We start from the raw sequence: 26471 nt of genomic DNA on the forward strand, positions 1-26471 counted from the left end.
GGACGAAGCAATCTTTTGGGGTGCAGGGTGGGTATGCCCGCGACAGATTGCTTCGTTGGCCCGTCCTACGGTCGGTCCGCCTCGCAATGACGGTCCGAGCGGGTTAAGTTATCATTAACAGTTTGTCGCCGCCCGGGAATTCAGTTAGGTTTGCGCCCATACTTGGCCCCTGCATGGAAAACCGTTCCTGGAAAGTACTGATCGCCGACGACGAGCCCGATATCCGCGAGCTCCTGGAGTTTCACCTGGCCCGCGCGGGCTACCAGGTGTTTACGGCGCAGGATGGCAACGAGGCCGTCATCAAGGCGCAGCAGCTCCAGCCCGACCTCGTGGTGCTCGACATCATGATGCCCGGCAAGACCGGCGTCGAGGTGTGCGAGATATTGCGGGCGCAGCCGGCGCTCAAAGACACCCTCATTATCTTCCTCACCGCGCTGAGCGACGAGGCCACGCAGATCCGCGGGCTCGGCACCGGCGCCGACGACTATATCAGCAAGCCCATTTCGCCACAGGTGTTCGTAAGCAAGGTGCAGGCCCTGCTGCGCCGCGCCACGCCGAAGGGCGGCAGCAAGGCCCTCAACGCCGGCGGCCTGCTGATCGACCCCGAGCGCTTCGAGGTGCAGTACGAGGGCCGCAGCTTCGTCCTCGCCAAAAAGGAATTCGAGCTCCTGCACCTCCTCGCCTCCAAACCCGGCAAGGTGTTCCTGCGCAACGAGATCCTGAGCCAGGTGTGGGGCAACGACGTCATCGTCGGCGACCGCACCATCGATGTGCATATCCGGAAGATCCGCCAGAAGCTCGGGATCGATTGCATCACGACGGTGAAAGGCGTTGGCTATAAATTCGATCTTTGAGTTCGGCAATCGGGAATCGGGAAGACCCATCCCCCCAGCCCCTTCCCAAAGGGAAGGGGAGCGCTGCAAAAAATGCCGAATCAGTAGGGGCAGTATTGCCGATTCCCGATTGACGATTCACGAGTCCTAATCGCTATGTTCAACGAAAAAAACCTTTCCCCGCGCCAGCTTGCCCTCTTTACGGCCCTTGTGCTGTCCGTACCCATCGGCCTCGGGTTCTTTGCCTATGGCGGGCACAGCTGGAAGGAAGCCACCGTTTCGTTCGTGCTCATCTTCGCCGGCTCCTACGGGCTCATCTCCTATATCTTCCAGCGCTTCATCTACCGCAAGCTGAAGCTCATTTACAAATTCATTTACCAGACGAAAGCCTCGAAGAAGCAGGAGACCTACTACAAGTACATCCTTCCGCAGAAAAGCATCGACGAGGTGCGCGAGGACGTGGAAGCCTGGGGCGAGCAGAAGCGCCGCGAGATCGACCTGCTCAAGCGCAACGAGAATTTCCGCAAGGAATTCCTGCAAAACCTCTCCCACGAATTCAAGACACCCGTGTTCGCCATCCAGGGCTATATCGAAACGCTGCTGCAGGGTGGCGTCGACGATCCGGCGCTGGCGGAGCGCTTCTTACAAAAGGCGCAGAAGAACGTCGAGCGCCTCTCCCACCTGATCCAGGACCTCGACGAGATCTCCCGCCTCGAGCGCGGCGAGCTGAAGCTCCACCGCGGCAACTTCATCATCCAGGACCTCGTGCGCGAGGTATACGAGAGCCTTTCGCTGCTCGCCGAGCCGCGGCAGATCGGTCTGTACATCAAGAAAGGCTGCGAGGCGCCGCTCAACGTGTGGGCCGATAAGGAAAAGATCCGGCAGGTGCTCATCAACCTCGTCGACAATGCCATCAAGTACGGGCGCCAGGGCGGATCGGTGACGGCATCGCTCTACAACACCGACGGCCGCAACATCCTGGTGGAGATCTCCGACGACGGCATGGGTATCCCCGAAGGCTCCGTGACGCGTGTGTTCGAGCGCTTCTACCGCACCCCCGGCGGCCGCGGCCGCGACATCACCGGCTCGGGACTTGGTCTCTCCATCTGCAAGCATATCATCGAGGCGCATGGCCACACCATTCACGTGCGGAGCACCGAAGACGTGGGCACCACGATCGGCTTTACGCTCGACGGACGGAAACCCTGAGCAGCAGACAAGGTAGCGGCCGGCTTACTGCTCCAGCAGTACCTGCGCCGACCGGAAGAAATGCACCGGCACCACGTACGGGTCGAGCTGCTCGTCGGTCACGAGGCGAAGACGGCCGTTGCGGTCGCGCTGGTAGGCTACCACGATGATCCGCTCGTCGCGCTGCAGGCTTCCCGTAAAACGCCGGAACGCCGCGCTCTCGTATTCGAGCGGCTCGCTGTTGGCAATAAAGTGCGATTCCCGCACGATAAAGCTGATACCAAGCCCGCCCTCGTCCATCGGCCGGAAATAGAGCAGCATATGCTCGCGCGCGCAGCTGTCGCGCAGTTGCGCGATCCGCGCTTTCACCGAGCGCGACATCCGGCCAAAGAGTAATCCAACCACATGCGGCGCCTGCTGGCGGTCGAAGGAAGGCTCGAATACGATCCCGGTCACTTCGGCAAGACAGGCTTCCAGTTGCTGCGCATCCATAGATTTTGTTTTGCTAAAGATCATCGAAGCGACACGCTTTGCCGTCTCCTTAGCGTCAACAAACCATTACCAAATTGTGAGGCCTTTACGAAGAGAGAAAGAACGCAGATTTCCTCAGATCTATACGGTTTTGGTAAGCAGCACAAGGCCAATCTGCGTCAATCATATAAATCATAATAAATCTGCGTTCTTTCTGTTCGGCCTCCACACAAAAACGCCCCTGTAGACACAGCGGCGTGGAAATAGTCTGCTTGAGGAGGCCTAAAGGTGGGCGCCGCGGGTAACCAAAACGTTACGGGAATGCTACGGGACTGTTACGTATTTCCTACAGCCGTGGTTTTCGGCACGCGCCTTGGATTATACGGGGTACTATGAACTACGCCGTCGTACTTTTTTTTGACGAAAGCCCCTGTGGCTACCAGGTCACCGATGTGGGTGACCGGCTCCACTTCCGCCCCGCACCCCATGGGGCTGCTACCCGCCGACCCTTTCCTGAGCTGACCGTACGCGCCGCCGGTGACGGCTGGCTGGTGGAAGGCACCGAAGACCCTTCCGTACGCACGCAGGTGGGCCGCCTCCTGGGCAGCCGCCCCGTAGCCCTGCCGGGACGCATTAGTGTGGCGCCCTGACCCCATAGCCGGGCTGGATAACGAAAAATTAATATGGGCTTTCCCGCCGAAGTGGATTCGGAAGGAGATATTTTAACCGAACTTACCAGTTATGGCAAACCGGATCTTTCCTGACCCCACCGAGGCCGGGCACTACCAGTGGCAAGGGCCCGGTGGAGCGCCCGTCTCCCTTCGCTTCAATGAGCTGCTGCACTCCGTGCGCGTGCAGGCCGGCGACGAGCGGCGCGTGTACCTCCTCGAAACAACGCATTTCCCGACGTCGAAGGTGGCGCTCTTTTCGGAGTATGGCCTCCGCATCGGCTCCTGCACCTTCGAAGACACACTGCGTCCACAGGGCTCGCTGCGCTGGGACGACCAGAAGTTCCGCTTCCACAGTGATGAACACACGCTTTACCTGCAGGGTCCCGTGCACAACTCGGCCTACCGCTGGGAGCTTCCCGAAGAAATGAACCGCGAAGCATGCGCCGGCATCCTGCTGATGCTCGCCCGTCAAAACCTGCTGCAGGTCGCAGCGTCGCCCGAAGCGCGCAACCCTCCACGCACCGATTCCGATCCCGGCAGCTCGCCGCGTTTCTGAATTCCTGATTACCTCATACAAAAGCCGGGTCGCATCGCGACCCGGCTTTTTCATTCTGCTGTTCTATTGTTCTACTGTTCTGTTGTTCTGCTGTTCTGCTGTTCCCTAGTTTCCAAACCGCGTCCATCCCTTGTACCAGGTGTCGCCGGGTCCCACGGCGCCACGATAGGTTACGGGCTGCAGGCCGGTGAGGCGGGCGTCGCTGTAGGCATAGGCACCGGTCAGCAGCGGGGAGCTGGCCGCGGGAGTGAAGTCGGGGTTGTTGTAATTGAACGCGGCGGCATAGCCAACCTCGTTGTTGGTCGTCAGCACCTGGTTGTTGAAGGCGGGCGTCAGGAACCAGTTGCTCACATCGGCGCTCGTCCAGCCGGTGGCGGCCGAAGAAGAAGCGCTGTACTTCAGCGGCGTGGCGCTGCCAGCGATGATGTTGCCGCGCCACCACAGCGTCGGCGTCGTAGCCGTGATATTGAGGTCGGTGGGACGGCCGGTCGATGCATCGATCAGCAGGCCTGTGGGCCAGCCCATGAACACCGAGTTAATCGACGAGAGACTTGAGTTTCGCCGTACCTGCGCGCCGTTGCGGAACAGGCTGTTACCGATGCTGCTCAGGTTCTCGCGCGGACCTACGAGCGTTACGTTGGCAAAGATGGCCATCGTCTGGGGCGTCAGCGTGGAGCCGGCGGCGTCGTTATCGCTTTCGAAACCGTTGGAGCCGCTCACGTCGGCCACCGAGGAATCGCGGATACCGATGGCAAACTGCACCTTGCCCGAAAAGCCGTTATCGGTGTCGAACTCGTCGTCGAGACCCTTGTAGGCGATCAGGTGGTCGCAGTTGACCGAGCCACCGAACCACTCGTACGAATCGTCGGCAGCGAAGCTTACCTGCACATACGAGATCGTGGTGCCGCGGCCGACGGCGTAGAGGCTGAGGCCGTTGAGCTCCTTATCGGGGAGAAAGGCATAGCCGGCATACTCGATGCGAACATACTTCAGCGTACCGCTGTTGTCGTTGTCGTCGGCGCCACCAAAGAGACCGTAGCCATCGCCATTGTTGATGCCGCCCTCGGCTTCACCGAGACCAGCCTGGCCATTGTACGATGCATTGGTCCTGGCGCGACCCAGCAGCACGAGTCCGCCCCAGTCGCCGGAGCGGGCGTTGCTGCCTTCGCTCGATGTAAAGACGATAGGGTTGGTAGCGGTTCCCGCGGCGACTATGCGGCAGCCTCGTGTGATCACCAGCGTTCCGCGCGAAGATTTTTCGCCCAGCACGGTCACTCCGGGCTCGATGGTCAGCGTAGCCCCATCGGCCACATAAACGATTCCGCGAAGGGTGTATGTCTTGCCGCTGCGCAGCGTGAGGTCGCTGCGGATGATCCCCGACAGGATCGTCGATTCCGTTGGTTGCGTAGTGCCGCCACTGTTGTTGCTGTCGCCATCCACCTGGATCTTCCGGCAGGAAGCCATGGCCAGCAGCGATACGGTAGCGAAAATCAGGATGCGTTTCATAACAAAGGGATGTTTAGAAGTTGATTAGTTTATTCGTTAGCTGGTAAGAGTGAACCGTCGTTCATAGCCTTCAAAGCGTAGCAAAAGGATGTGCGTTTCATTAGCCGCAGCAACTCATTAGCAGATTACTTGATCGCGTACGAGAACGTGAGCCCGAACCCGGTGCCGTAGCTGCGGCGGATCGCTTCGACGTCCCTGTCACTGTTGTATTTCTTGTTGTTATCCAGGTCGTGGTAGAACAGCGCGGGCTGGTTGAGAATGTCGGATACGTTGAAGCGCAGCTCTCCCTTGCCCGTCAGCACTTTCTTCGCCAGTTGCAGGTCGAGCAGCGAGCGCGGGTTCTCCCAGATCTCGGGCACGCCAACGCCGGTGCTTTGCTGCAGGTTGCCCACGAAGAGGATGCGGCGGCCGATGCGGTTGAAAAGAAGCGTCGAGCTGAGCCCGTATTTCTCCAGGTCGTATTGCAGGCCGAAGTTGAGCAGGTAAGGGCTCTGTCCCTGCATCGGGCGGTTGAGCGAGGCCGCCTGCGTGCGCGCGCTGATGTCGGATCCGCTCACTTTGTTGAAGATGTACGACACGTTGCTGGTCAGCGTGAAGTTGCGCAGGGCACTGGTAAAATCAAGCTTCTTGCGGGCTTCGAACTCGAGGCCGTAGCCGTGAGCCTGGTCGATATTGGTGAAGTTGAACGTGTTGGAAGAGCCGGCGCCCGAGGTGTTGAAGTACAGCTCGATGGGATTCCTGAAATATTTGTAGAACACGCCGAAGGTCAGCAGCTCGCCCGCACGCGGGTACAGCTCGTAGCGGAGGTCGAGGTTCGTCACCTTGGTGCGCACAAGGCGGCGGTTGCCGACAATAGTGGCGCCCAGCTCGAAGTCGTAGAAAGCAAAGTCGCTCAGCTCGCGAAACTCGGGACGAACCACCGTTTGCGATCCCGACAGGCGGATGTTGGTGCGCCCATTGAGCTTGTAAGTCAGGTTCAGGCCCGGGAGCCAGTCGCCCTGCACGGTATGCAGGTAGCGGGGATCGCTGGTATGCACCGACCCGACAAGCTGGTCGAAGTCTTCGTAGCGCACGCCCCACACGGCACGGAACCGGTTGCCGAAATTGTTGTCGAACTGCAGGTACGCCGCATTGAGGATCGTGTTGGCGATATAGCGGTACTGCTTGCCTTCGAGCTCGCCGAAAACGATACCGCCATCGGCTCCGGTGATATGCTCGGGAGCGAAGATCTCACTCGCGGGCAGGTGCACCAGGGTTCCGGAAGGATCACGCTGGATCTGGTAAAAGAACGGACGGCTGTCGAAGATGCGGTCTTTCACCTGCAGCATATAACCCGCTTTCACGGTCTGGTTGCGTCCCTTCCATTGAAACGACTTGCTGACATCGGCTGCCGCATTGTAGATGTAGTCGCTCAGCATTGAAAAGAAACGGGAGCCGCTCTTTTGCGAGTTGCCGCCGGCGATGAGCGCCGAGTAATTGCCGCCGGGCGTTTCCTCGACATAAAGAAGGCGGCGCTGGTCGGGAATATACTGGTCGAGGATGTTGAAGCCGCCGCGCCATTGCAGCTTCACGCCATCGCGGCCAAAGAGGTTGTGATCGCCCTGCACCTGCGTGTTGAAGAACACATTCTGGCGAAGGCCAAGCTCGGTGCCGCGAATGGCCTGCGCCGAACCGTTGCCCAGGATATAATCCGAGCCCGCCGAGCGGTCGAGCACGTACTTCTGCGAATTCACGTTAATGAGGTTCCGCACAGAGATCTTGTTGTTTCCGTTCAGCTCCAGCGAGAAGTTGGCCATCGCGCCGGCGAGTACATCCTGGTTGTATTTGTGGTTTTCATAAATAAAGTCTTTATCGCCCTGGATGTTCGATATGAAGGTGTTGTTGTAATCGATGCGGCGGAACGACCGGTTGTACGTAAGCGACAGCATACCGCCGAAGCGCTTGCCGAAGGCACGCGTGGTAAATCCCCCGTTGAGCTGCGCGCTGTGGTTGGGCAGGAGGCTCACCTGGTCGGCAGTCCAGATGTTGCGGAACTCGCGTCCGAGCGCTGCCTGCTGTTGCTGGCTGTTGCCCGAAAAATGGCTTTTGGTGCCAAGCGCAGACGGAATGGCGCGAAAACCGTCGTCCACACCCAGCCAGTCGAGCGAGCCACCCTTGTAGCTGTAAAAGGGCTTGCCCGCGGTTTGCGTGTTGAAGCCGGTGCCCACCTGCGCATTGAAAAAATTGTTGCCCGGAATATCCTTGGTGTTGATCTGTACAAGTCCTCCGGCCCACTCGCCGGGCAGCTCGGGCACAAAGGCCTTATTGATCACCATGTTGTCGAGCAGGCTCGCGGGGAAGATATCATAGGAGAAGGTCTTGCGGTCCGGCTCGGTCGACGACAGCAGCTGCCCGTTGAGCATCGTCTGGTTGTAGCGGTCGGCCAGTCCACGCACCACGAGGTACTTACCCTCGAGGATCGACGTGCCGGGAACGCGGCGCAGCACCTCGCCCGTGTTCTTGTCGGGCGAGCGGCGGATGGCCTCGGCCGAGATCACCTGCGCCACCGTGTTGCTGTTCTTCTGGTACGCGATCATCGAGGAGATCGATTCGCGGCGGCGGTTGCTGCTTCCCGACACCGTGACGGCCTGGAGGCTCCGGGACGCCGTTTCGAGCGATACGGTGAGCTCCGGCTCTTTCAGCGGGTCGAAGTTCGGAATCGTTTTGGCCGCATAGCCGATGCCGGTTACGGTCAGCGTGCAGGTCTTGCCACCCGTAAGGGTCAGCACGAACGTGCCATCAACACCGGTAGTCGTGCCGCCGGTACCATCCACCTGCACGGTGATGCCGGGCAGCGGCTCGTTCTTGTCGTTGATAACCTTGCCCGAAACACGGGTGCTTTGTGCGGAAGCAAAAAGGGTGAAGCCCAGGAAAAAAAGGAGAAGCGCAGACCGTGCGTTCATGTGTAGCTGCATTTGCCGCAAAGCTCCCATGCGCATGTTATGGGCCTGTTATGCCGCCGTTACCCGTAGATGAAGCAAATGTTACCGCAACGTTATCCAGCGCGGCCGTCGTTGCGCATCGCCACCATCAACTGTTCCTGGAGCGAATCCGGGAGCAGCCGGGCTGTCGCTGCCGCGGCACGTACCTTCGCGCTGTGTCCCACCGCTACTTTCTTCTCAACAAGCCCTTCAATGTACTGTCGCAGTTTGTAAGCCCCTACCCGCAGCGGCTCCTCGGCGATCTTGGCTTCGACTTTCCCGAAGGCACGCATGCCATCGGCCGCCTCGACCTGCATTCCGAAGGCCTCCTCCTGCTTACGACGAATTCGAAAGTTACGCGGCTGCTTTTCCAGGGACCGGTGCCCCATCCCCGCACCTACTATGTGCAGGTGAAAGGCCACGTAACGCCCGACGAGCTGGAGCAACTGCGCAGCGGCGTGCCGTTCATCGCAAAAGGCGGGCACTCCTATACATCCACGCCCTGCCTCGTCGACATCGTTCCCGAACCGGAATTCAGCTTCGCGTCCCCGTATAAATACAATGCCTATACGCAATACAGCTGGCTCCGTATCAGTCTTACCGAAGGAAAGTTTCACCAGGTGCGCAAGATGGTGCGGCAGGTAGGGCACCCCTGTGTGCGGCTGGTACGCAGCAGCATCAGCGGGCTGCAGCTCGGCGACCTTCCGGCCGGTGCCGTTCGCGAGCTTTCGAAGGAAGATTTTTTTTCCGGACTGGGCATCACCTACCCCGAGGCCTGATCGCTGTCGCCCCTTTTCTCGCGGTCCTCACGCTCCTTGCGCCGGTGAAGACGACGGAGCAGGTCTTCCTGCTTGCGGCGCAACTCTTCCTGCCGGTCTTCCAGGTCGATCCGGCGCTTCTGGCGGAAGTAATACGCCAGGCTGAGTGCGATCAGGATACCAATCACGATGATCATCATAGCCATTAGTTGAAAAAGGGTCGGGTGTTTTTCCGGTTGAGCAGGTACAACGCCGCGCCCAGCGGTGCCGACCAGAACAGGGCGTTGAAGTACTGGCCCAGCTGTACGAAGGAGCCGAAGTGCGGTACATGCGGATCCACCTGCTGCAGGCCGTCGAAAAACTCCTGCAGGTAGGGCCGAAGGTAGCTGGGCAGGTACCAGAGCAGGGCGATATAGGCGATAAGGGCTGCGTTCGTCAGGTACAAAGCCCATCGTTGGTATTGCCGTACGTAAAGCCCGCCGATGGCGAGCGCGAGGCCAAGCCCGGCGGATGCAGCGGCCAGCGGTACCATGGCGCGCATAAGCCCGAATACGTCGAAAGGCAGCTCCTGGCCCGCCGGAATCTGCCGGGCAAAACGCCCCGGGAAATCGAATACGCCGATGAAAAGCGCCGAAAAGCCGTTGCCCAGGAAAAGAAAGGCCCCGATGATGGCCAGCACGAGGCCGATTGTGCGGATGGATTTTGGGGGTTGCGTTTCCATAACGAAAGCTTAGCAGATCGTGGCGTTGCATTTGCAAGCCCGTCCAAGGTACCGAATAAACGCATGAAGATCAGCACCACGCGCCTCGAGGCTTTTTCCGACGGCATTATCGCCATCGCCATCACCGTCATGGTGCTCCAGATGCGCCTTCCCAGCCTCGACGGGCACCGGACCGCCGAACAGATCGTGAACCACCTGCAGCTCCTGCTCCCCTACTTCATCTCCTACGCGTTCAGCTTTATGATGATCGGGATTCTCTGGACCAATCACCACCATATGTTTCACCTCCTGGAGCATACCGATGCGGAGCTGGTGTGGCAGAATTTCCTGTTCCTCTTCTTCCTGAGCCTCATCCCGGTAACCACAGGGATCGTCGGCGCCAACCCGCTGCTCCCGCTTTCTGTGTCGTTATACGCCGGCGTATTGCTGCTCACGAGCGCCGCCTTCTACCTGATGCGCAGCTACACGATGCGCAAGCGTCTCCTGCACAAGGACCGGGACCCCGAGCTGACGCGGGAGATCTTCGTGGTGTCGCGGAAGGCGCGGCGCAAGTCGCTTATCGGTATCTGCTGCTACGCGGGCGCGGTGCCGCTGGCCTTTTTGAGCGTGTACGCGGCCTGGGCCGTCTGCCTCGTGCCCCCGGTGATCTTCTTCATACCGGAAGGCATCGACGACGAGACGCTGGCCGAAAAAGTGGCGGAGAAGAATGGCTAACGCGCGTTGAGATAATCCTGCTCGGTGAAGCTGTACACAAAATGGCTCAGGCGCATATAGCGCGTTTCTTCAATCTGCACCCGAAGCCAGTTATCCAGGTTGGAAAGCGCCCGCGGCTCTGTATAGAGGATCCGGTGTGTGTATGGCACCTGCAGGCCACGGCGGATATGCCCGATCCGCGCGGTATCGTGCGGCAAGCGGCTCGAGGTATCAATAAACATCGCCTGTATCGAATCGAAATCCCGCACCTGCTCGGGCCAGGTCGGAAGGCTTTCCTTGCCCGTCTCCGTGCCCTCGAACACAAGCGTGCTGTCGCCGGGATTGAGCGTCACCCGGCGCTGGACGTAGGCAGAGTCGCGGAGATAGGGCGTCAGCAGGATCTTGTGTGCCGAATGATTCACGAGGTACGAGCGGCCCCGCGCATACTCATCTTTCACGCAGGCCGCCAGCAACAGAAGTCCGGCAATCGCGAAGAAGGTGCTTTTCGGTTTCATGCGTTAAAAATACAGCCTCCGCGCGAGAGCTAGCGATGCAGCCCATACAGCTGGTTGAAGAGGAGGCGGAAGGAGCCCTCCGCCTGGCCGCGGAAAAGGATCTCGGGTCCGAAGCCATAAAAGGTCCCGCTGCCCACCGGCACGGCAAAAGCAGCAAGCGTATTCTCCAGATAACGTGGGCCCCAGGCCCAGCCGCTCCGCAGCAGGTTGCCGGCCGGGTACCAGGCCAGCACCTTCAGCCTGCCCGATGCGAGGGCTCCGGGATCGGCGCTGAACGCGGGGCTGCGGGCAAAGACCACGTCAACGGTATCGGGCAGCCCCCAGGTAGCAGGATCGCCGGCGGCCGTTTGCATCCGGAGCACCGACCCGGGTATATAGAATTTCTCATTCGGCAGCGGGCGCTCTTCGCCATTCAATATCTCGGTGAGCGCATTACGCACCGGCAACCTGAGCTGGTACGCAAGGCTGGTAGCGCTCCCGATAGCCACGATACGTCCGCCCCCTTCCAGGAAACGGCGCAGCGCGGGCAGCGTGGTATCCGTAGAAATACTGCCCAGGCGCCCGCGGAATTCTTCCGGTATCGTTTCCGGCTTTGGCCCCTGCGTGCGGCGGGCACCGGGCGCCGGCACCGTACCCGACGCAAAGACGAGCACATCGAACCGGTCGCGAAGCTCCCCCTTGTCGAGGTCGCCTACATACACGGACTCGGCGGGGTAATGAAATTCTTCGAGGATCCAGCGTGCCCAGCCCGAGGTTTCTGTGCCGCCGTAGGGCTCAAAGAGACCGATACGCAGGCGTTGCAGCCGCTGCAGGCCGGCGGGCCGCCTGGCAACGGCCGTAGCACGAAGGCCCGCGCGGTCAACGGTCTGCAGGCGCGCGTAATCCTTCTTCGGCAGGAAAAAGCTTCCGTCCGTATTTATACGGTACACCTCGGCGCCGGCGGCCAGCAGGTCGTTCACCACGCGGTAATGCGCATTGTTCTGCGGGCTAAGCAGGAAGCCCGCCGCGCCACCGGTTGCAACGTGGAACGACGGTCCCTCTATGCTCTCATAGGGAAGGCGCAGGAAATTCCCGGTAACGTCTTCCTGGAGCTTGTCGAACCGGATGCCCATGGTATAGGCGGGCGTCCAGCCGGCGGCGTCGTAGGGTGGCACGGGCGGGCCCCCGGGGTATTGAAAATCGTTGGGATGATCCTGCGGCTCAAACAGGTCCATCAGGTGCGGGCGGAAGGCCTGCGCCGTGCGGAGTACAAAGGAGCCCGCCGGGTAACTCTTGCCGCCTGCAGTAAAAGGTTCTGCGGCGCGGAGTACCTGCACACCGCTCCATTGCAGCGCGTTGATGAGCCGGTAAACCGAGGAGATATCCGGCTGATCGGAGGGCAGGATGTACACCCGCGCATCCCGCAGCGACGGGTCGCGGAACACCTTGTCGAAATAAGCGGCCGGCAGCGTATCCGCCTGCAGCGGCGCGTTACGGGCCAGCCCTTTGTCTTTGCGGTAAGCGCCCGACACCGAGTCGATAAGGCGCGGCGAGAGCGTCCAGTGATCGCTGCTGCCGGCTTCGATGCTTCGCTTCGCCATCACGTAGCGGTTGTAAAGCAGCTCGTCTTTGTGCCGAACGGCATAATCGAGCACGGCGTAGTTGAGCGAAACGGAATAATCGATCGACTGGCGGAAGTGCCATTCCTGCGGCGTCACGGGGTTGGGCGTGGCTCCATTCGGAAGCAGCCGGCCCGGCACCAGTGGCACCTTCATCGGCGTGGGGTCGCCAATGATCTCTGTCAGGATGCCGATCGAGTGGTGGAAATACGGCGTGGTGCGGAGGCCGCCATTCCACCAGGTGGAGAACACCGATCCGGCACGCTGCGTGTACCCGGGCTTCCCCTCCGTGTTGAGACGGTTGTTCATCGCGGCGCCAACGGCATCGAGGCTCGTCACCAGCAGCGGATCGAACACGTAGTTGAACGGATCGCGGTAAGGCGGACCGGCCAGCACCGAGCCCGCGGGCCCCGTCTGGTGGTGGTTGTACACGATCTGGGGCAGCCAGTCTATATAGAGCTCGCGGCTCATGTTCTGCGACTCCTTCATGTTCATCATGTAGAAATCGCGGTTGTTGTCGTGGCCTACATACTTCTGGTACGGTCGGGGCAGGTTGCGGTAGGAGCGTGCTTTCGGATCGGCATTGCGCATATACCAGTTGGCCACCAGCTCCTGCCCGTCGGGGTTGGCGTGTACAAAAAGAATGATCGCGTCGTCGAGGATGCGCCGCGTCTCTTCGTCGTTGCGGCTAACAAACTGCCAGATCGTTTCGATCAGCTGATGGGCGCCTACTGTTTCGGTGGCATGAAGACCGCCATCGATCCAGACCACGGCCTTGCCTTCTTTTGCCAGGGCGCGGGCCGCCCCGTCGGTAAGCGTGCGCCCAGCGCTGTCTTCGGCGCGGGCAAGCTGCCGGGAGATGGCACGATAGCGGTCGTAGCGTGCGAGGTTTTGCGGCGCCGACACAACGAGCATATACTGGTGCCGGCCCTCTTCCGTCTGGCCTATATCAACCAACCGCACGCGGTCGGAGGCGGCGGCCAGCTTCCTGAAATAGGCCTCTGTCTGCGTGTAATTGGCCAGCATATAATCGTCGCCGATGCTGAAGCCAAAATGCTCTTTCGGTGACGGAACAGTTTGCGCGGAAGCTTGTAGAACTACGGTAAGCAGCGAGACAACAAGCAGGAGTTTTCGCATGGGGCACGGTTTCAGAGGACCTAAAATAGCGAAAACGCGCGCGGCCGGGGGATGATTATTCGCTGACCATGACGGAAAAGGGCGGTATTGCAAACAGGCTGTCGCCGCGCTTTACCAAGATACAATCGAAGGTCAGTGTATAACCAGTGCGTACGTACTGAAGGGCCTGCCGTATGCAGGTAGTGTCGGAGGTGATCCAGCGAACGCGGACATCGCCACTCGGGCAATCATAGGCCAAAGCAGCCTGGTGAAAACGAAGAGCCTGGTCCGCGAAGACGAACCGGAGCCCGTATTGGCGCAAATCACTCAAGCTGACTTCGAAACGTTGAAACACGGGCCCGCAAAAAAGCAGCGGCTTGGCCGGCAGCAGCTTAAGCCCGGTGCACCGCGGTTCTGTTGACGGGAAGCTACCGCCCTGGGCCAACAACGGGGTGACAGCACTTGCGGCGAGCAGAAGCAGCAAAGAAAGTATCGGTCGGTACGTGAACTGGGCTCTCAAAAGTCAGAAGCGCAATTGGGTGCGCAGGGTAAAAACGTCATCGGGCAGGTCTTTCGTATACCCGGTCAGAAGGCTTTGCTCATTCACCGGGTGCGCATACCAGGCCAGCACCTTAACGTTATTGCTTACGTACCAGGTAAGCCCGGCGCTCCAGGTGTCGTAGCGTATATCCGCTACCGTGAGATTGCTGCCCGGCGCCCCGATCGCGCTGCCTCCGGCAAAGCGGTTCGGATCGTACCAGTCGTACTTGACCCCGAGCTCCCAGGAGGGGCTGCCCAGTTGCTGCAGGAAGTAAAAGATCCCTGCATTGAAGGGACGCAGGTAGGTTGGGCCCTGCGGCTGCGCCTGCGGATTCACCGTCGTGGCGGCCGTTCCGGGCTGTGTTCCCTGCCAGTATTCGACGCGGAACTCAGTCTTGCCCAGGGGCCCCGCCCAGGCCAGCTGCGCGTCGGCGCCGTAATAGCGGCGTGGCGCCTTTGCGCCTTCATTGGCGGCTGAAGAATCAACCGCGAACTGACCGTCCTTCTGCATGTTCCAGCGGTAGCGTGTATCCTGCCGCCAGCCACCCAGCAAGGCCGATGCGGCTGCCGACAGCGTCAGCTTTTTGGAAAGCGCATAGGGCTTCAGCGCGAGGCGGCTTGCCAGGTCTTTATACGAATCGAAATCGGTTGTGCTGTTCACACCGGGTCCGTTCAGGACGGCCAGGTCCCATTTAAACGCCGCCGACCCGGTGCGGCGACCCAGTGGTTCCAAGGATAGCATCAGTCCGAGGTCACGCTCGCCCGGCATCAGCACCTGCGATACGCGTGCGCGCTCCGGGCTTTCGCGGTAGGCCGAAGACAGGTTGGGCTCGAAGCCGAAAGGGCGGGCAAAAAGACCGAAGGTGGCCGAGAGCGACTGCCGTGACGGAAAATAAACGCGCGCGAACATATCGCGAACGATCGACCCGCGCTCCGTTACGTCCACCTGGAACGTAAAAAGCGCCAGCGGCAGCGGCTTGCCCGGGCGCTGTACCTGGTAATCGATCTTCACCCGCGCGCGGCGTAGCTGAAAGCGGCTGTTGCTGTGCTCCGAAAAATTGCCGCCCTCGAAGCCGGCCGCTCCTTCGTGCCCGGCCCACTGGAATTGAGGCTGGATATAGCCGCTGAAGTGCAGGTTTTCGTAGCGCGTGACGACGCTGACCAGGGTATCGCGGAGAAACAGCGTGGAATCGTACTCCGACAGGAAGCGCTGCGCCCCCGCGGGGAAGGCCGCAGCCAGGAGGCATAGCAGCAGGGCCAGCGCCCGGGTACCGGGCAGGAATAACCGACAAGCAGACATGATTTCGGGTTTGCGCAAAGGTGTATCCTCCTATATTAAGTTACTATTAATTCTCTGTTACCAACACCGCGGCGGTTCGGTGGTAGTATTTTTGCTGCCACTATCAAAACAGAATATGGCACTCACCTCTTTCATGAAGCTGTTCAGTCCCAAGGATAAAGTGTTTTACGGGTTATTTGAAGAAGTGGCGAACAACGGCCATATCATGGCGCAGAAGCTGGCTGCCATTGTTGCGGAAACCGACATCTCGAAGCGCCAGAACATGGTGAAGCCCATCGAGGACCTCGAGCATGCCTCCGACGAGCTCACCCACAAAATTTTCACCGAGCTGGGCCGCAACTTCATCACGCCGTTCGACCGTGAAGACATTCACTTCCTCGCATCGGCCCTCGACGACATCGCCGACTATATCTACGCATCGGCCAAGAAGATCAAACTCTACCACGTCAACCCCACCGACGACGGCATCCAGCGCCTCTCGGAGCTTATCGTACAGGCAACCAGTGAAGTGAAGACCGCGGTTCTCGAGCTGCGCGACATGAAGAACATCCGCAAGATCACCGACTCGCTGGTACGCATCAACTCCATCGAGAACCAGGCCGACGACATCTCCGACATGTTCATCGAGCGCCTCTTCAGCATGGAGCCCGACGCGAAGGAGATCATCAAGAAGCGCGAGGTATACCAGGTGATGGAAGACGTTACCGATAAGTGTGAGGACGCTGCGAACGTGATCGAGTCCATTATCGTGAAGTACGCCTAATTAATTCAGTAATGTGGTAATGTGGTGATGTGGTAATTTTTACTGCGCGCATTACCACATTTGCACATTACCACATCACCACATTGATTCGCTTATGACCTTTCTTATAGTTATCATAGCCCTTGCGATCATCTTTGATTATATCAACGGCTTTCACGACGCGGCCAACTCCATCGCCACGGTCGTTTCGACCAAGGTGCTGACGCCGTTCCAGGCTGTAGTCTGGGCCGCGGTATTCAACTTCGCCGCCTACTTCATCTTCAAAGACCACGGCGTGGCCAACACGGTGGCGAAAACGGTCAAGCCCGATGCGCTCGCCGGCGCCAACATGCTCCGCGTGGTGTTCTCGGGTCTGATTGCCGCCATCATCTGGAACCTCCTTACCTGGTGGTTTGGTATCCCTTCCTCGTCCTCGCACACGCTGATCGGAGGCTTTGCCGGCGCGGGTATCGCGGCCGCGGGCTTCGGCGCCATCAACATGAGCAACTCGCCGAACATCCTCACAACGGCCGGCTTTATTTTCATCGCACCGCTGGTGGGCTTCCTCGTAGCCTTCATCATCTCGCTCTGGTTCCTGTATTCCTTCCGAAGAGGATTCCTGCCAAGGATGATCTCGGTGCTCGTGCTCGTGCTGGTGGCCTGGTTCCTGCGTGCAAACCTCATTACCGACCCGGCGGTGCTGTCCAAGGGAACGCATTACAGCTCGCACACGGCGCAGGTAATCTTTTATTCGAAAAACTTCAAATGGGTGCTGCTGGCTTTCATCCTGACCATCATGGCCTGCTTTACCTTCTTCCTGCAATCGCTCAACGCCAACAAGGGCACGCTCTGGTTCAAGCGCCTGCAGTTGGTTTCCTCGGCGGCCTTTTCAATCGGCCACGGCGGTAACGACGCCCAAAAAGTAATGGGCATCATCATGGCCGCGCTCGTTGCCTACGACCCCGTTCGCTTTCACCTCGATCACATGGAATTCTGGGTACCGCTGGCTTGTTACAGCGCCATCGCGCTCGGCACCATCTCGGGTGGCTGGAAGATCATCAAGACGATGGGCACACGTATCACCAAGGTAACACCCTTCGAGGGCGTGGCCGCGGAAACCGCAGGCGCCATTACGCTCTTCGTTACCGAATCGCTCAAGATACCCGTCAGCACCACGCACACCATCACCGGCGCCATCATCGGCGTGGGTGCCACGAAGCGCCTTTCGGCCGTGCGCTGGGGCGTTACCATCAACCTGCTCTGGGCCTGGATCCTCACCATCCCCGTGAGCGGCCTGCTGGCGGCACTGGTATATTTCATCGTGCACCTGTTCGTATAGTGAGCGGTGAGCGAGTGAGCAAGAAACACGTAAAGCGCCTTAAGGCCGCTTTTTCTTTTGTGCGGGGAAGCTCACCGCTCACTCCCTGACCGCTCCCCCGTATTTTTGCGCCATGGCAAAAATCCTGGTAACCGGCGGCTGCGGCTATATCGGCTCGCACACGGTAGTGGACCTGATCGAAAATGGCTACGACGTTCTCTGCGTCGATAACAACTCGCGCTCCAACCCGGCGATCCTCGAGGGTGTACAGCGCATCACCGGCAAGCCGGTAAAGAACTACAAGGTAGACCTCTGCTCCTTCGACGACACCTTTGCGATCTTCCAGGAAAACCGCGATATCCAGGGCATCATTCACTTCGCTGCCTATAAGGCCGTGGGTGAGTCGGTGGAAAAGCCGCTGATGTATTACGAGAACAATATGGAATCGCTGATCAACCTGCTCAAATGCGTGCAGGAGTTCAACGTGCCCTGGTTCGTTTTTTCCTCCAGCTGCACCGTGTACGGCAACCCCGACCAGCAGCTAGTGACCGAGGAAACGCCGCAGAAGCCCGCCGAGAGCCCCTATGGCGCCACCAAGCAAATGGGCGAGCGGATACTCACCGATTTCCAAAAAGGCAGCAGCGCGCAATGCATCCTGCTCCGCTACTTCAACCCTGTTGGCGCGCACCCCTCCAACCAGATCGGAGAGCTCCCGATCGGGCGGCCGCAAAACCTCGTGCCCGCCATCACGCAGACCGCGATCGGCAAGATCCCGAAGATGACGGTGCACGGCGGCGACTACGATACCCGCGACGGCTCCTGCATCCGCGATTATATCCATGTGAGCGATATTGCCCATGCCCACACGCTGGCCATCAAATACCTGCAGGAAGGCCGCAACAAGCAGGGCACCGAGATCTTCAACCTCGGCACCGGCAACGGTGTATCGGTGCTGGAAGCTATCCACGCCTTTGAAAAGGTTTCGGGCCAGAAGCTCAATTACGAGATCGGTCCGCGCCGCCCCGGCGACGTGGTGGCCATTTACGCCAACAACGACAAGGCCCGCAACGAGCTTGGCTGGAATCCGCAATACGGTATCGACGACATGATGCGCACCGCCTGGGCCTGGGAGCAGCGCCTCCGCGACGATAAAGACCTCTTTCACCAGGCCCCCGTGGCGTTGAACTAGCGGGTGGTCAGCGGGTGAGCAGTGCGCACGTTGCTCCGTCACCCGTTCACCGCTCACCCGATCACTTTCCCTACCTTCGGCCCCGAAAACAACCCAGCATCATGCTCAAAGACATACAACCCACCGGTAAAAAAGATACGCGCAGCGGCTTCGGCGACGGCATCGTGGAAGCGGCCCGCAAAAACAAGAACGTAGTGGCCCTCACCGCCGACCTCGCCGGCTCCCTCAAGCTCCAGCAATTCATCAAGGAGTTTCCGGAGCGCTTCGTGCAGGTAGGTATCGCCGAGGCCAACATGATCGGCATTGCTGCCGGCATGACCATCGGTGGCAAGATCCCCTTCACCACCACCTTCGCCAACTTCTCCACGGGCCGCGTGTACGACCAGATCCGCCAGAGCGTAGCCTACAGCGACAAGAACGTCAAGATCTGCGCGTCGCACGCCGGCGTTACCCTCGGCGAAGACGGCGCCACCCACCAGATCCTCGAAGACATCGGCATGATGAAGATGCTCCCCGGCATGACCGTGGTGGTGCCCTGCGATTACGCGCAGACCAAGGCCGCCACGATGGCCATCGCCGAATACGAAGGCCCCGTGTACCTCCGCTTCGGACGCCCTGTATGGCCCATCTTCACGAAAGAAGAAGACTTCGTGCTCGGTAAGGCGCAGCGCTTCTCCGAAGGCAGCGACGTCAGCATCTTCGCCTGCGGCCACATGGTGTGGCAGGCCATCCAGGCCGGCATCCAGCTCGAGGAGAAAGGCATCTCGGTGGAAGTGATCAATCTCCACACCATCAAGCCCCTCGACGAGGAAGCCATCCTCGCCTCGATCCGCAAAACAGGATGCGCCGTGACGGCCGAAGAGCACAACGTACTTGGCGGCATGGGCGACGCAGTGGCGCAGGTAGCCGCGCGCAACTTCCCGGTTCCGATCGAGTATGTTGGCACCAACGACACCTTCGGCGAAAGCGGCACACCCGACCAGCTGCTGAAGAAATACGGTCTTACCCCCGAGCATATCGTGGAAGCCGCAGAGAAAGTGCTGGCGCGAAAGAAGAAATAGCACCCAGATCGCGCGGATAACGCAGATAGACAAAAGGCTCGCACTGCGAGCCTTTTGTCATTTCGGGCGCAGCGAAGCAAACCCGTCAGCCACGCGGAGTGGCATCCGCCTTGAAAACGCGTGCTACTCAAATCGGCTGACCTTAGTTCTACGAGTTTGCTTCGCTGCGCTCGCAATGACAGAACCCCGCCGAAGCGGGGTTCTGTATGAAGTACAGGCAATCGATCCAATTTATTTGATCACGCCCAGGTCCTTGCCCACTTTCGTGAAGGCGGCAATGGCGCGGTCGAGGTGTTCCATTTCGTGGCCGGCGGAGAGCTGCACGCGGATGCGCGCGAGCCCCTTCGGCACCACGGGAAAGAAAAAGCCGATAACGTATACGCCTTCCTCGAGCAGTGCGTCGGCAAACTTGGCCGCGAGCACCGAGTCGTAGAGCATTATGGGAACGATGGGGTGCTCACCCGGCTTGATGTCGAAGCCGGCTTCCGTCATCTTTGCGCGGAAGTACTGCGTGTTCCGCTCCAACTTGTCGCGCAGCTCGGTGGTCTCGCTCAACATATCGAGCACGGCGATGGATGCGCCCACGATGGAAGGCGCCAGCGTATTGGAAAACAGGTAGGGACGGCTTCGCTGGCGCAGGAGCTCGATGATCTCCCTGCGGCCCGATGTGAAGCCACCCGAAGCGCCGCCCAGGGCCTTGCCGAGGGTGCCGGTGATGATGTCGATGCGGCCCATTACGCCCTTGAGCTCGTGGGTGCCGCGGCCCGTTTTGCCCATGAACCCGGAGGCATGGCTTTCATCCACCATCACAATAGCGTCGTACTGATCGGCGAGGTCGCAGATCCGGTCGAGCTGGGCCACGGTGCCGTCCATGGAGAACACACCATCGGTGACGATGATGCGGCTGCGCGCGCCCGCGGCTTCTTTCAGCTTCGCCTCGAGATCGTCCATATTGTTGTTCTCGTAGCGGAAGCGCTGGGCCTTGCACAGGCGCACCCCGTCGATGATGGACGCGTGGTTGAGCGAGTCGGAAATGATGGCGTCCTGCTCGTTGAACAGGGGCTCAAACACACCGCCGTTGGCGTCGAAGGCGGCCACGTACAGGATCGTGTCTTCGGTGCCGAGAAAGGTTGCCAGCTTGCGCTCGAGCTCCTTGTGAATATCCTGGGTGCCGCAGATAAAGCGCACCGAGCTCATACCGAAGCCGTGCGAATCGAGGTAGCGATGGCCGGCCTCGAGCGTCTTGGGGTGCGACGAAAGACCCAGGTAATTGTTGGCGCAGAAGTTCAGCACCCGCTTGCCGCCGACCGTGATCTCGGGTCCCTGGGGCGAGGTGATGATGCGCTCGTTCTTGTAAAGGCCGGAGGCTTTGATCTCTTCGATCTCGCCGCGGAGGCGCGCCACGAATTTTTCATTCATGTGGAATGGTTTGGGTTTTTTCAGTTTGGAGTTTCCGGTTTGGAGTTCCGGTTGCTGCGCCGGCTCCAACGGCGCGCGTCGAACGCAAACCCCGGTGAAAGCGATAGGTTAGAATTTCAGCGAAGCCTGCAGGCCCCAGAACTGGAGTGAGCCGCTCTTGAACCAGGACTCGTATTTACCGCGGATATCGATGTTCAGGAAGCGAACGCCGATCGCGGGGGCGATGATGCCCGTGGAGCCACCGCCATTTTTATCACTCAGGAAGGCAGCGCCGGTTTCGAGACCAACATACACGACATTGAAGCGGTACTTGGCGCCGATACGGAGCGGGAAGGCATTTACCGCAGGTGTCGATAAGTTGGAGCCCAGCGACTTACCACCGAAATGCATGAAGCCAAAAGAACCTGTTGCCGAGAGGGAAACCGGAAGTTTGACCTCGCCGCTGATACCGGCACCGTAACCCGCTTCAGCGATTTTGGTCATATCGCCCGTGGGGAAACCAGCTTCAGCATAAACGCCGAACGAGAAGGGCTTGATTTGTGCCTCCGCCTTGGGAGCGCACAGGAAAGCGGCTGCCAGCAGGCAGGCCGTGCGGATGATATGTTTCATGTTTGTCAGGATTGCTGCAAAAATAGGGGTACCGCCCGGCCAAACGTTCAGCCGGGCGGTATTCCCGCAGCATTTCCTGCTAGTCTACGAAAGGCAGGCGCCCGTTCGTAATAAAGATCGTTGCCATGGCGGCGAGGAAAAGGCTGACAATGAGCAGGAACAGCAACAGCACATAGTTGCGGTCGCGGCGGACATCGGGCTCGGGCTGATGATCGTAATAGGGAAACTCAAACTCCGAATGGAGTTGACCGTTTTGCAGGTTCATAGGACTGTATTTTTTGGATTTTGGATACATCTCTTGAACAGTTTTGTTTTGGGAGATGAAACATAAAGAAATATAAAAAAAGGGAATCCGCCAAATAGCCCAAATTATTTTTTGAACCGTCGAGTAGTCAAAAGCAATCGGTGAAATTTCGGTGGCACAATACCGTTAGGGAGATAGCGGATCTAGGATCTAGGATCTCGGATCTCGGATGTAGGATCTCAGATCTGACATCAGACATCCGACATCAGACATCAGACATCCGACATCCGACATCCGACCTCAGTCAACGCTAGCTGTCGCCGCGACGGGCGTCGTCGGGCTCCTGGTCGGGATTGAGAATGTTGCGGTCGCGGCCACGCTGCTGCGCGCCGTAGCCCCTGGCCACGTCGTCGGCCACCCGGTCCCAGAAATCGCCTTCGCCCCTGCGCCGGCTGTCGTCCTGCGGACGGCGCGGTCCTGCCGCCTCGTTCCGCTCCTTTTGTTCCCTGTTGCGCATACCCATAAATGCGAAAATTCCATGCCGGAAAACGGGCCGCTCCATTTGGTAAATTCAGGAATTGGTGTATTTTAGCGCTCTGCTTCGTTCCAACTTCCCCCGCGAACGACATCCTTATCCCCTGAATTCCGTCCCCGTCCAATCCTTTTGAGGCCTCCAGTTCCTGTGAAGCAATTCATTATGCTTTAAACGTACCCCCATGCGCCTCAGTCTCCGGACCTTTCTTTTCTGCTTGCTGGCCTTTATCAGCGCCCGCGCCACGGCCCAGCAACAAAGTGCTTACGGTTTCCTGACCCTCAATGGCCAGACGACGCAGCAAAGCGCCGTCATCAGCTGGGAAACCATCCAGGAATTGACCATCACCCGCTTCAGCGTGCAGCAAAGCCGCAACGGCTTCGAATTTGAAACCGTCGGCAGCATCGATGCCAACCACGATACCACGCAGGACCGCCACAGCTATCGCTTCACCGATCCCAATGCCGGCTTCCGCGGAAAGCTTTTGTACTACCGCCTCGAGATCGCCGTCAACAACGGCCGCAGCCTGTACAGCAAGACCGTGCTGGTGCGCTTTGCCGAAAGCGGCGAGGCCCAGCTCACGATCCAGCCCAACGTGCTGCGCAGCAGCCTGCCGCTCGTTGTGGAGTCGGGCAGCGATGCCGCCGCCGAGCTCACGATCGTCGACTTCCAGGGGCGCGTCGTACGTCGCCAGGCGCTTCAGCTCGTAAAAGGAATTCTGACCCAAACTGTCGATATCTCGGGCCTGCAGCCCGGGTCGTTCGTTGCCATTGTATCGGCACCCGGCCTGAAGCTCCAGCAACGCTTTTTTCACCAGTAGGAAATCAATCCCCTTTCAAAGCCCCGCCTTCGTGCGGGGCTTTCTTGTGGGTAGCGTTAACAGCGCGTTTACCAACGCAGCTACCCCGCGCATCGGGCCCGTAGTGATATTTGTTTGTCCCGCATCATTCATTCACCCAAAAACCGCAAGTATGAAACGATTGATCCTCGCGCTCAGCGCCCTGTTCTTTGTAGCCGCCGCACAGGCCCAGGCCGACACGACGCACATGCACGACCAGCACAAGTGGAAGCAGAAAAACAAGAGCATGGCCCATGACCATCACCGCCAGCACGGCGACAGCACGCACGTCAACCAGGCCCGCGCCAATGGCGACTGGAGCAACGCCTCGGCCAACCGCAACGACTCGCCGGGCACAAAGCAGGTGAAGGTGAAGCAGAAGCCGGGCAAGAGCAAGATGAAACATACCAGGCAGAAAAGCAGTAACGGAAACAACGGTTCTGCTACCACTACGGGTGGACGCTGATCCGTTGATACTGTTCCCATACGGCCCTGCTTTCCGGCGGGGCCTTTTTATTTTACCTGAAAATGGAACCGGAAGTTGTGCCGTTGGCAGAAGGGGCGCTGTATTTGCGGCAGAAGGCTAACCACAAAAAATCGGGTTATGAAAAACATTCTTTTAGCGCTTACTGCCCTGTTTCTCGTCGCCAGCGCCGACGCCCAGAAACCGAAAACGAAGGTCACCCCCGACAAGAACAAAACAAAGATGGAGCACATGAAAGCCCATCATATGGAGAACGACAGCTCCGCCAGCATGCGTATGGATGCCGACAGCAGCATGGGGAATAAAATGGGGAACCAGCCCCCGGTGCGAACCGACAGCAGCATGGCCAGTTGGAGCGATAAGTCGATGATCGACACCACCGTTGCCCCGAAAGCAGTTACCGACAGCAGCGCCCGTACTAGTACGGTACCCAGCACGCTCAGCAACAGCAGCAGCAACCAGGCACGCAGCAACGAGCCCGTTACCAACCCGGCCGCCAACCGCAACATCAACCCTGGCGATAAGGAAGTGAAAGTGAAGGAAAAGCCGGGCAAGACCAAGATCAAGCATAATAAGGAAAAGACGACGAAGCCAACGACTAGTTCCGCTGACGGCTCCGGTGGGTATTAACGAATGTGCCAGTCTGCTTGTCTGCTGGTCTGCTAATGATGGTTCTAAAAACGAACGCCGCTCCCTCGGAGCGGCGTTCGCCATTAGCAGATTAGCAGACTACCTCATTAGCAGACTATTTGATCATCTTGTTGCGGATCAGCTCCATGAGTTCGGCCTTGTAGTTGTCGCCGATCAGGATCTCGGCCTGCACGCCCTTGAGGCGCACCATATTGCCTTCGATGCCCGTGATGCGGCCAAGCGGGATGATGAACGATTTATGTACGCGCAGGAAGCGGCGCTGCGGCAGGCGCTCCTCGAGCTCTTTCATGCTTGTGTACACCAGCGTCTTTTGCGCGCCCCGGTGGATGGCCACGTAGTTCTTCATCCCTTCGATATAATCGATCTCGTCGAGGTTGATCTTGAGCAGCTTCCCCTTTGACTCGGTTTTCACAAACAGGTAGTCGTCGGCTTCCTCAGGAGCCGCGGCTGCTGCCGGCGCGGGCGCCACGGCGGTCATTGCTTTTTGCACGGCCTGCAGGAAGCGCGGGAGGCGCACCGGCTTCAGCAGGTAGTCCACCACGTCGAGGTCGTAGCCTTCGAGGGCGAACTCGGGGTAGGCGGTGGTGAGGATCACCTTGGCCTTGCCGTTGATGGCCTTGATGAAATCGAGTCCGGAGAGCTCGGGCATCTGCACATCGAGAAAGACGAGGTCAACCTTGCCGGAGGCGACTTCCTGGAGCGCCTCTATGGGATGGGTGCTGGTGCCTACCAGCTCGAGGTACGGCGCCTGCTTCACATAGTGCTCGAGGATGTCGATGGCGTGCTGCTCATCGTCGATGATCATACAACGTATCATAGCTGGTAGATAGTTAGTTCGGTGGTATATGTTTCGCTGTCTTCCTTTACGTCGAAGCGGAACTGCTCGCCGTAGGCCAGCTCAAGGCGCTTCTTGATGTTCTCCAGGCCGATGCCGGTACTGAGCTCCTTCGGCCCCGTCTTCTTGCGGTTGCTGCAGGAAAAGAAGATACCATTGCGGCCCACGCGGAGCAGGATGCAGATCGGGTGCTGCTCGCTTTTGAAGTCGCCGTGCTTGAAGGCATTCTCCACGATCGTGATCAGCACGAAGGGGACGATCTGCGAGCCGTTCATCACGCCTTCCACGTCGAACTGCACATTGAGCTTGTTGCTGTACCGGAGCTGGTTGATCTTGATTACGTTGCGCACGTGCTCCACTTCGTCTTTGAGGAAGGCCTTGCCGTCGCGCACATTGCCCTGGCTCAGTGCGTAGCGCATGATGTCGCTGAGGGTAAGGATGCCTTCCGATAATTCTTCCGAAAGAGGCAGCGACTTCGCGTACAGGAAGTTGAGCGTATTGTGCAGGAAGTGCGGGTTGATCTGCGACTTCAGGAAGTTGAAGTTGGCCTGCGACTTCTCGTACTCAAGCTGCATCTTCTGCTCCTCGAGGATCTTGCGTTGCTTGCGCTCGTCGCGCAGGTATACGAGGTAGGAGAAAAGAAGGGGAAAGCCGATATACGAAATGGTTGCAAAGGTGTGGGCGATGATGATCAGCCCCACCTGAGCCTTTTCCTTGAACTCCTTCTCGGGTGAGCACCAATAGGTGAGCACGTAGTAAACCAGGAGCACGCCGATGAGGCGCATCGAATACCCGAAGAAATTGAACAGCGAGCTTCGCTCCAGAAACCGGCGATAGTAACCGTTGAGCGCGAAGTAATAGAATGTAACGAGGAAGGTGAACGTGGCAACCTGGTACAGGATGCCCGGAAGCGTCAGGTGCTTGCGCCAGTCAATGTCCTTGGCACCGGGCGCCGGCGACAGGGACGCCATCAGGAAGCCCAGGCACACCAGCAGCACATACAGGGCCAGCAGCACCCAGAAAACTTTCCAGAAGTGGAACCGCTTGGCTGTTTTCATCAGAGGGGAAATTAGGGTTTTTTGTCGTAGTGAGCGGTGAGCGGGTGATCGCGTGAGCGAGTTTC

General features: G+C 59.1%; 28 protein-coding genes. 13 read left to right on the plus strand and 15 right to left on the minus strand.

What is annotated here, in order from left to right:
- Positions 1 to 173 precede the first annotated feature (173 nt).
- Together ACYU7Z_RS09535 and ACYU7Z_RS09540 are read left to right on the plus strand one after the other, a co-directional pair.
- Positions 174 to 854 (plus strand): response regulator transcription factor, encoded by a 681-nt coding sequence (locus ACYU7Z_RS09535; protein WP_460569789.1) that lies wholly within the window; start codon positions 174 to 176, stop codon positions 852 to 854.
- Between the two features lie 135 nt (positions 855 to 989).
- Positions 990 to 2042: an ATP-binding protein gene (locus ACYU7Z_RS09540; RefSeq protein WP_460569791.1), complete on the plus strand. Its 1053-nt coding sequence runs from the start codon at positions 990 to 992 to the stop codon at positions 2040 to 2042.
- A 24-nt stretch (positions 2043 to 2066) separates the two neighbouring features.
- Here ACYU7Z_RS09540 and ACYU7Z_RS09545 read toward each other — a convergent pair whose 3' ends face one another.
- Entirely contained in the window at positions 2067 to 2513 is a 447-nt protein-coding gene (locus ACYU7Z_RS09545) for a hypothetical protein (protein WP_460569793.1), read from the minus strand.
- A gap of 371 nt (positions 2514 to 2884) precedes the next feature.
- Between ACYU7Z_RS09545 and ACYU7Z_RS09550 the strand changes: the two genes are divergently transcribed.
- Together ACYU7Z_RS09550 and ACYU7Z_RS09555 are read left to right on the plus strand one after the other, a co-directional pair.
- Positions 2885 to 3142 (plus strand): hypothetical protein, encoded by a 258-nt coding sequence (locus tag ACYU7Z_RS09550; RefSeq protein ID WP_460569795.1) that lies wholly within the window; start codon positions 2885 to 2887, stop codon positions 3140 to 3142.
- Positions 3143 to 3233: 91 nt separating this feature from the next.
- On the plus strand, positions 3234 to 3719 hold the full coding sequence (locus tag ACYU7Z_RS09555; protein WP_460569797.1) for a hypothetical protein: 486 nt from the start codon (positions 3234 to 3236) through the stop codon (positions 3717 to 3719).
- Between the two features lie 105 nt (positions 3720 to 3824).
- On the opposite strand, the gene ACYU7Z_RS09560 is transcribed toward ACYU7Z_RS09555, so the two are convergent.
- Both ACYU7Z_RS09560 and ACYU7Z_RS09565 read right to left on the minus strand, forming a co-directional pair.
- The gene (locus ACYU7Z_RS09560; RefSeq protein ID WP_460569799.1) at positions 3825 to 5225 is read right to left on the minus strand and encodes a hypothetical protein; all 1401 of its coding nucleotides are present in this window, start codon (positions 5223 to 5225) and stop codon (positions 3825 to 3827) included.
- 125 nt (positions 5226 to 5350) lie between these two features.
- On the minus strand, positions 5351 to 8167 hold the full coding sequence (locus ACYU7Z_RS09565) for a TonB-dependent receptor (protein WP_460569801.1): 2817 nt from the start codon (positions 8165 to 8167) through the stop codon (positions 5351 to 5353).
- Between the two features lie 194 nt (positions 8168 to 8361).
- Here ACYU7Z_RS09565 and ACYU7Z_RS09570 point away from each other — a divergent pair, with 194 nt between their 5' ends.
- Complete coding sequence (locus tag ACYU7Z_RS09570; protein WP_460569803.1) at positions 8362 to 8964, plus strand: pseudouridine synthase domain-containing protein; 603 nt, start codon at positions 8362 to 8364, stop codon at positions 8962 to 8964.
- On the opposite strand, the gene ACYU7Z_RS09575 is transcribed toward ACYU7Z_RS09570, so the two are convergent.
- Together ACYU7Z_RS09575 and ACYU7Z_RS09580 are read right to left on the minus strand one after the other, a co-directional pair.
- Positions 8949 to 9143: a hypothetical protein gene (locus ACYU7Z_RS09575; protein ID WP_460569805.1), complete on the minus strand. Its 195-nt coding sequence runs from the start codon at positions 9141 to 9143 to the stop codon at positions 8949 to 8951. The genes ACYU7Z_RS09570 and ACYU7Z_RS09575 overlap by 16 nt on opposite strands.
- A gap of 5 nt (positions 9144 to 9148) precedes the next feature.
- The gene (locus ACYU7Z_RS09580) at positions 9149 to 9664 is read right to left on the minus strand and encodes a hypothetical protein (protein WP_460569807.1); all 516 of its coding nucleotides are present in this window, start codon (positions 9662 to 9664) and stop codon (positions 9149 to 9151) included.
- A 63-nt stretch (positions 9665 to 9727) separates the two neighbouring features.
- Here ACYU7Z_RS09580 and ACYU7Z_RS09585 point away from each other — a divergent pair, with 63 nt between their 5' ends.
- On the plus strand, positions 9728 to 10378 hold the full coding sequence (locus ACYU7Z_RS09585) for a TMEM175 family protein (RefSeq protein ID WP_460569809.1): 651 nt from the start codon (positions 9728 to 9730) through the stop codon (positions 10376 to 10378).
- On the opposite strand, the gene ACYU7Z_RS09590 is transcribed toward ACYU7Z_RS09585, so the two are convergent.
- The 4 genes from ACYU7Z_RS09590 to ACYU7Z_RS09605 are packed head-to-tail and all read right to left on the minus strand — an operon-like array spanning position 10375 to position 15426.
- On the minus strand, positions 10375 to 10872 hold the full coding sequence (locus ACYU7Z_RS09590; protein ID WP_460569811.1) for a hypothetical protein: 498 nt from the start codon (positions 10870 to 10872) through the stop codon (positions 10375 to 10377). The genes ACYU7Z_RS09585 and ACYU7Z_RS09590 overlap by 4 nt on opposite strands.
- Positions 10873 to 10901: 29 nt before the next feature.
- Positions 10902 to 13607, minus strand: coding sequence for a M14 family metallopeptidase (locus tag ACYU7Z_RS09595; protein ID WP_460569813.1), 2706 nt, complete (start codon positions 13605 to 13607; stop codon positions 10902 to 10904).
- A gap of 55 nt (positions 13608 to 13662) precedes the next feature.
- Positions 13663 to 14070, minus strand: coding sequence for a hypothetical protein (locus ACYU7Z_RS09600; protein WP_460569815.1), 408 nt, complete (start codon positions 14068 to 14070; stop codon positions 13663 to 13665).
- A gap of 39 nt (positions 14071 to 14109) precedes the next feature.
- Positions 14110 to 15426 carry a porin gene (locus ACYU7Z_RS09605; RefSeq protein ID WP_460569817.1) on the minus strand — a complete coding sequence of 439 codons (1317 nt, stop codon included), beginning with the start codon at positions 15424 to 15426 and terminating at the stop codon, positions 14110 to 14112.
- Between the two features lie 115 nt (positions 15427 to 15541).
- Here ACYU7Z_RS09605 and ACYU7Z_RS09610 point away from each other — a divergent pair, with 115 nt between their 5' ends.
- From ACYU7Z_RS09610 to ACYU7Z_RS09625, 4 genes are all read left to right on the plus strand, one after another.
- Entirely contained in the window at positions 15542 to 16189 is a 648-nt protein-coding gene (locus tag ACYU7Z_RS09610; RefSeq protein ID WP_460569819.1) for a DUF47 domain-containing protein, read from the plus strand.
- A gap of 94 nt (positions 16190 to 16283) precedes the next feature.
- Entirely contained in the window at positions 16284 to 17507 is a 1224-nt protein-coding gene (locus ACYU7Z_RS09615; protein WP_460569821.1) for an inorganic phosphate transporter, read from the plus strand.
- Between the two features lie 112 nt (positions 17508 to 17619).
- Entirely contained in the window at positions 17620 to 18675 is a 1056-nt protein-coding gene (gene galE, locus ACYU7Z_RS09620; protein WP_460569822.1) for an NAD-dependent epimerase/dehydratase family protein, read from the plus strand.
- 101 nt (positions 18676 to 18776) lie between these two features.
- A complete protein-coding gene (locus ACYU7Z_RS09625) occupies positions 18777 to 19736 on the plus strand; it encodes a transketolase family protein (RefSeq protein ID WP_460569824.1) in 960 nt (319 codons plus the stop codon).
- A 231-nt stretch (positions 19737 to 19967) separates the two neighbouring features.
- Here ACYU7Z_RS09625 and kbl read toward each other — a convergent pair whose 3' ends face one another.
- The 4 genes from kbl to ACYU7Z_RS09645 form a co-directional block, all read right to left on the minus strand.
- Positions 19968 to 21155, minus strand: a complete 1188-nt coding sequence (gene kbl, locus ACYU7Z_RS09630) for a PLP-dependent aspartate aminotransferase family protein (RefSeq protein ID WP_460569826.1) — start codon at positions 21153 to 21155, stop codon at positions 19968 to 19970.
- 108 nt (positions 21156 to 21263) lie between these two features.
- Positions 21264 to 21764, minus strand: a complete 501-nt coding sequence (locus ACYU7Z_RS09635; protein ID WP_460569828.1) for an outer membrane beta-barrel protein — start codon at positions 21762 to 21764, stop codon at positions 21264 to 21266.
- Between the two features lie 79 nt (positions 21765 to 21843).
- Positions 21844 to 22029 (minus strand): hypothetical protein, encoded by a 186-nt coding sequence (locus ACYU7Z_RS09640; RefSeq protein ID WP_460569830.1) that lies wholly within the window; start codon positions 22027 to 22029, stop codon positions 21844 to 21846.
- Positions 22030 to 22318: 289 nt separating this feature from the next.
- Positions 22319 to 22531, minus strand: coding sequence for a hypothetical protein (locus ACYU7Z_RS09645; RefSeq protein ID WP_460569832.1), 213 nt, complete (start codon positions 22529 to 22531; stop codon positions 22319 to 22321).
- Positions 22532 to 22724: 193 nt separating this feature from the next.
- On the opposite strand from ACYU7Z_RS09645, the gene ACYU7Z_RS09650 reads away from it, so the two are divergent.
- From ACYU7Z_RS09650 to ACYU7Z_RS09660, 3 genes are all read left to right on the plus strand, one after another.
- Complete coding sequence (locus tag ACYU7Z_RS09650; protein ID WP_460569834.1) at positions 22725 to 23360, plus strand: hypothetical protein; 636 nt, start codon at positions 22725 to 22727, stop codon at positions 23358 to 23360.
- A 151-nt stretch (positions 23361 to 23511) separates the two neighbouring features.
- Positions 23512 to 23844: a hypothetical protein gene (locus ACYU7Z_RS09655; protein WP_460569836.1), complete on the plus strand. Its 333-nt coding sequence runs from the start codon at positions 23512 to 23514 to the stop codon at positions 23842 to 23844.
- Positions 23845 to 23982: 138 nt separating this feature from the next.
- Positions 23983 to 24492 (plus strand): hypothetical protein, encoded by a 510-nt coding sequence (locus tag ACYU7Z_RS09660; protein ID WP_460569838.1) that lies wholly within the window; start codon positions 23983 to 23985, stop codon positions 24490 to 24492.
- 115 nt (positions 24493 to 24607) lie between these two features.
- Here ACYU7Z_RS09660 and ACYU7Z_RS09665 read toward each other — a convergent pair whose 3' ends face one another.
- Positions 24608 to 25330, minus strand: a complete 723-nt coding sequence (locus tag ACYU7Z_RS09665) for a LytR/AlgR family response regulator transcription factor (protein ID WP_460569840.1) — start codon at positions 25328 to 25330, stop codon at positions 24608 to 24610.
- Complete coding sequence (locus tag ACYU7Z_RS09670; RefSeq protein WP_460569842.1) at positions 25327 to 26406, minus strand: sensor histidine kinase; 1080 nt, start codon at positions 26404 to 26406, stop codon at positions 25327 to 25329. The genes ACYU7Z_RS09665 and ACYU7Z_RS09670 overlap by 4 nt, the downstream gene beginning before the upstream one ends.
- Positions 26407 to 26471: the final 65 nt, after the last annotated feature.

This window comes from Flaviaestuariibacter terrae (genome assembly GCF_054777635.1).

Excerpts from the sequence above, each read along its gene's own strand:
- ACYU7Z_RS09535 (WP_460569789.1), top strand. The coding sequence starts at position 174 with ATGGAAAACCGTTCCTGGAAAGTACTGATCGCCGACGACGAGCCCGAT.
- ACYU7Z_RS09540 (WP_460569791.1), top strand. The coding sequence starts at position 990 with ATGTTCAACGAAAAAAACCTTTCCCCGCGCCAGCTTGCCCTCTTTACG.
- ACYU7Z_RS09545 (WP_460569793.1), bottom strand. The coding sequence starts at position 2,513 with ATGGATGCGCAGCAACTGGAAGCCTGTCTTGCCGAAGTGACCGGGATC.
- ACYU7Z_RS09550 (WP_460569795.1), top strand. The coding sequence starts at position 2,885 with ATGAACTACGCCGTCGTACTTTTTTTTGACGAAAGCCCCTGTGGCTAC.
- ACYU7Z_RS09555 (WP_460569797.1), top strand. The coding sequence starts at position 3,234 with ATGGCAAACCGGATCTTTCCTGACCCCACCGAGGCCGGGCACTACCAG.
- ACYU7Z_RS09560 (WP_460569799.1), bottom strand. The coding sequence starts at position 5,225 with ATGAAACGCATCCTGATTTTCGCTACCGTATCGCTGCTGGCCATGGCT.
- ACYU7Z_RS09565 (WP_460569801.1), bottom strand. The coding sequence starts at position 8,167 with ATGAACGCACGGTCTGCGCTTCTCCTTTTTTTCCTGGGCTTCACCCTT.
- ACYU7Z_RS09575 (WP_460569805.1), bottom strand. The coding sequence starts at position 9,143 with ATGATGATCATCGTGATTGGTATCCTGATCGCACTCAGCCTGGCGTAT.
- ACYU7Z_RS09580 (WP_460569807.1), bottom strand. The coding sequence starts at position 9,664 with ATGGAAACGCAACCCCCAAAATCCATCCGCACAATCGGCCTCGTGCTG.
- ACYU7Z_RS09585 (WP_460569809.1), top strand. The coding sequence starts at position 9,728 with ATGAAGATCAGCACCACGCGCCTCGAGGCTTTTTCCGACGGCATTATC.
- ACYU7Z_RS09590 (WP_460569811.1), bottom strand. The coding sequence starts at position 10,872 with ATGAAACCGAAAAGCACCTTCTTCGCGATTGCCGGACTTCTGTTGCTG.
- ACYU7Z_RS09595 (WP_460569813.1), bottom strand. The coding sequence starts at position 13,607 with ATGCGAAAACTCCTGCTTGTTGTCTCGCTGCTTACCGTAGTTCTACAA.
- ACYU7Z_RS09605 (WP_460569817.1), bottom strand. The coding sequence starts at position 15,426 with ATGTCTGCTTGTCGGTTATTCCTGCCCGGTACCCGGGCGCTGGCCCTG.
- ACYU7Z_RS09610 (WP_460569819.1), top strand. The coding sequence starts at position 15,542 with ATGGCACTCACCTCTTTCATGAAGCTGTTCAGTCCCAAGGATAAAGTG.
- ACYU7Z_RS09615 (WP_460569821.1), top strand. The coding sequence starts at position 16,284 with ATGACCTTTCTTATAGTTATCATAGCCCTTGCGATCATCTTTGATTAT.
- galE (WP_460569822.1), top strand. The coding sequence starts at position 17,620 with ATGGCAAAAATCCTGGTAACCGGCGGCTGCGGCTATATCGGCTCGCAC.
- ACYU7Z_RS09625 (WP_460569824.1), top strand. The coding sequence starts at position 18,777 with ATGCTCAAAGACATACAACCCACCGGTAAAAAAGATACGCGCAGCGGC.
- kbl (WP_460569826.1), bottom strand. The coding sequence starts at position 21,155 with ATGAATGAAAAATTCGTGGCGCGCCTCCGCGGCGAGATCGAAGAGATC.
- ACYU7Z_RS09635 (WP_460569828.1), bottom strand. The coding sequence starts at position 21,764 with ATGAAACATATCATCCGCACGGCCTGCCTGCTGGCAGCCGCTTTCCTG.
- ACYU7Z_RS09640 (WP_460569830.1), bottom strand. The coding sequence starts at position 22,029 with ATGAACCTGCAAAACGGTCAACTCCATTCGGAGTTTGAGTTTCCCTAT.
- ACYU7Z_RS09645 (WP_460569832.1), bottom strand. The coding sequence starts at position 22,531 with ATGGGTATGCGCAACAGGGAACAAAAGGAGCGGAACGAGGCGGCAGGA.
- ACYU7Z_RS09650 (WP_460569834.1), top strand. The coding sequence starts at position 22,725 with ATGCGCCTCAGTCTCCGGACCTTTCTTTTCTGCTTGCTGGCCTTTATC.
- ACYU7Z_RS09655 (WP_460569836.1), top strand. The coding sequence starts at position 23,512 with ATGAAACGATTGATCCTCGCGCTCAGCGCCCTGTTCTTTGTAGCCGCC.
- ACYU7Z_RS09660 (WP_460569838.1), top strand. The coding sequence starts at position 23,983 with ATGAAAAACATTCTTTTAGCGCTTACTGCCCTGTTTCTCGTCGCCAGC.
- ACYU7Z_RS09665 (WP_460569840.1), bottom strand. The coding sequence starts at position 25,330 with ATGATACGTTGTATGATCATCGACGATGAGCAGCACGCCATCGACATC.
- ACYU7Z_RS09670 (WP_460569842.1), bottom strand. The coding sequence starts at position 26,406 with ATGAAAACAGCCAAGCGGTTCCACTTCTGGAAAGTTTTCTGGGTGCTG.